The 2,542-nt window shown below is 71.8% G+C and carries 3 protein-coding genes; 1 reads left to right on the top strand and 2 read right to left on the bottom strand.

The window, feature by feature from the left end:
- Nucleotides 1–357: 357 nt before the first annotated feature.
- A complete protein-coding gene (locus VGW35_13110; GenBank protein HEV8308594.1) occupies nt 358–1,095 on the bottom strand; it encodes a cytochrome c biogenesis protein CcdA in 738 nt (245 codons plus the stop codon).
- A gap of 157 nt (nt 1,096–1,252) precedes the next feature.
- Between VGW35_13110 and VGW35_13105 the strand changes: the two genes are divergently transcribed.
- A complete protein-coding gene (locus VGW35_13105) occupies nt 1,253–2,200 on the top strand; it encodes a DUF1177 domain-containing protein (GenBank protein HEV8308593.1) in 948 nt (315 codons plus the stop codon).
- 38 nt (nt 2,201–2,238) lie between these two features.
- Here VGW35_13105 and VGW35_13100 read toward each other — a convergent pair.
- Nucleotides 2,239–2,542, bottom strand: a 304-nt coding sequence (locus VGW35_13100) for a hypothetical protein (protein ID HEV8308592.1), incomplete at its 5' end; no start/stop codon positions are given.

The following is a 2,542-nucleotide window of genomic DNA, read 5'->3' as shown; positions in this document are numbered from 1 at the left end:
TCGCCCAGCTCGACGCCCATCTGGCGGACATCAAGGCCGGCCTCGGCTGGAAGCTGCTCGAGCGATTCCACCGCCTGCGCGTCCGAGCGGTGCCGGCCGGCTCCCGGCGGGAGCGCCTCTACCGCCGCCTGCTCAGCCTGGCCCGCCGCTAGATCATGGGAGGGGGCCTCGACGGCCCCCTCCCAAACCTCCCCCAGGAGGGGTTGCGGCGGCGAAGCCGCCGCTCGGACCGCTGCTCGGTGTAGAGCATGCTCGGTCCTGGGCGCTCGTTACTCCGACACACTCCTAGGTTGTCAAAGGGCGTGGGCCCGGGAGGGGGGGCATCGGGGGGGTCTTCCGAGACCCCCCCGAAATGACCTAGAGGCGCTTGAGGAGCCACTCCGGTGTCAGGCCGATCGCGTACGAGTTGAGGACGATGAAGTAGTTGGTCAGGACCAGGATTCCGACGATGACGAGCACCACGCCGGCGGTCCGCTCGACGATGGGGATCCACGGGCGAAAGCGCTGGAACGCCACCAGGAAGGCGCCGAGCGCCAGCGAAGAGAGAAAGAACGGCAAGGCCAGACCGGCCGAGTAGGCGCCGAGGAGCGCGATCCCGGTCGAGACCGTCTCGGCCGTGCCGGCCAGCGAGAGGATGGAGCCGAGGATCGGTCCGACGCAGGGCGTCCAGCCGATCGCGAACGTCACGCCCACCAGCCAGGACCCCACGTAGCCGGCCGGCTTGGAGCGGAGCTGGAACTGACGGTACCGCCCGAGCCATCCGAGCGGCAGCGCTCCCGCGATGTACAGCCCGAAGACGATGATGAGGACGCCCCCGATCTGGCGGATCAGATCCCGCTGCTCGATCAGGAGCTGGCCGAGCGCGCTGAACGAGGCGCCCATGCCGATGAAGACCATCGAAAAGCCCAGGATGAAGGCCAGCGAGTGCCCGATCACCTGGCGGCGCTCGGCGCCCCGGCTCGCTCCGTGCTGGAGCTGGTCGAGCGACATCCCGGTGATGAAGGAGAGGTAGGAGGGGAACAGCGGGAGAACGCACGGCGAGAGGAACGAGAAGATCCCCGCCGAGAACGCCACCAGCATGGAGACGCTCTGCATAGCTGTCCGCGCCCCGATGTCCGCGTCGGGTCCAGTTGTAGCACCCGCCCCGGGTCGGCGCAATCTCCATATCGGTCGCGACGCGCGCCGCCTGCGGTCACGCGTGGTCCCGGCCTGATCCCGGGCATCTCGGCCCTCGTGGTATGGTGAGGGGCCGATGCCGCTGGGAGCCGTCCTCCACGCGCTCGAGCTTCTCGACGCCGCCACCGTCACCGGCCGCGAGGTCGCCGGCGAGCTCGGCCGGACCGGGTGCGACGACGTCGAGGTGCGAACCCTGGTGGGCCCGCGGGGGCGAACCGACCTCCTGCGGGTGACCGTCCCGGGCGCCCGCGGGCGCGCCGCCGGCGGGGACGCGCCCACCCTCGGCATCATCGGCCGCCTGGGAGGCATCGGCGCCCGCCCCGCGCAGATCGGACTGGTGTCGGACGCCGACGGCGCCGTCACCGCGATCGCCTGCGCCCTCGAGCTCGGCCGGATGCTGAGCAAGGGCGATCGACTCCCCGGCGACGTCCGGATCGCCACTCACATCTGCCCCGACGCGCCGACCCAGGCGCGGGCCCCGGTGCCGATGATGAGCGCCCCGGTGGACATGACCACGCTCAATCGTGAGGAGGTGCACCCGGCGATGGAGGCGATCCTCTCGGTCGACACGACCCGCGGCAATCGCGTGGTCAACCACCGTGGAATCGCCATCTCCCCGACCGTCCGCGCCGGGTGGATCCTGCGGCCGGCCGACGACCTCCTCGACCTCTACCAGGTCGTCACCGGCCGTGCCCCCGTCGTCCTGCCGCTCTCGATGCCCGACATCACGCCCTACGGCAACGACCTCTACCACATCAACTCGATCCTCCAGCCGGCCACCGCCACCGACGCGCCCGTCGTGGGCGTCGCCCTCACCGCCGAGGTGGCCGTGCCCGGCTCGGCCACCGGCGCCTCGCAGCCCGCCGACATCGAGCTGGCGACCCGGTTCTGCCTGGAGGTCGCCAAGGCCTTCGGGCTCGGGCGCTGCCGCTTCTACGATCCCGAGGAGTGGGCGCGTCTCCAGGCCCTCTACGGCCCGATGACGCACCTCCAGACCCTCGGCCGTCACGCCGGGGCCGGCTAGTCCCTTCGGAGGGGGCCGTCGAGGCCCCCTCCCAGGATCTAGCGCGGCGGCAGGCGGGCACGAGCCCGCCGGAAGTGCTCCTCCAGGTCGGCGCGCCTTCCGAACTCCGGCACCCTGTCGGGGATGCTCACGTAGGCGACGACGAGGCCGGGCCGGCCGGCCTGGAGCGCTTCCGCGTCCGGGTAGAAGAGGACGCGCCGGCTCGGCTTGGCGACGAAGCTCTCGCGTGACATCTCCACCGTGACGGCGCGGTCGGTCCCGAGGTCGGCGGCGAGCCGCACCCACTCCCGCTGGCCCGAGAAGGAGTCGACCGCCTCGACGCTCACGAGGCGCCACGGGGCC

Source organism: Candidatus Methylomirabilota bacterium, from assembly GCA_036005065.1.
In the GTDB taxonomy this organism is placed as follows: Bacteria; Methylomirabilota; Methylomirabilia; order Rokubacteriales; family DASRDR01; genus DASYQW01.
Note: the sequence above shows the minus strand (reverse complement) of the source record. Positions and strands in the feature narration are given on the sequence as shown.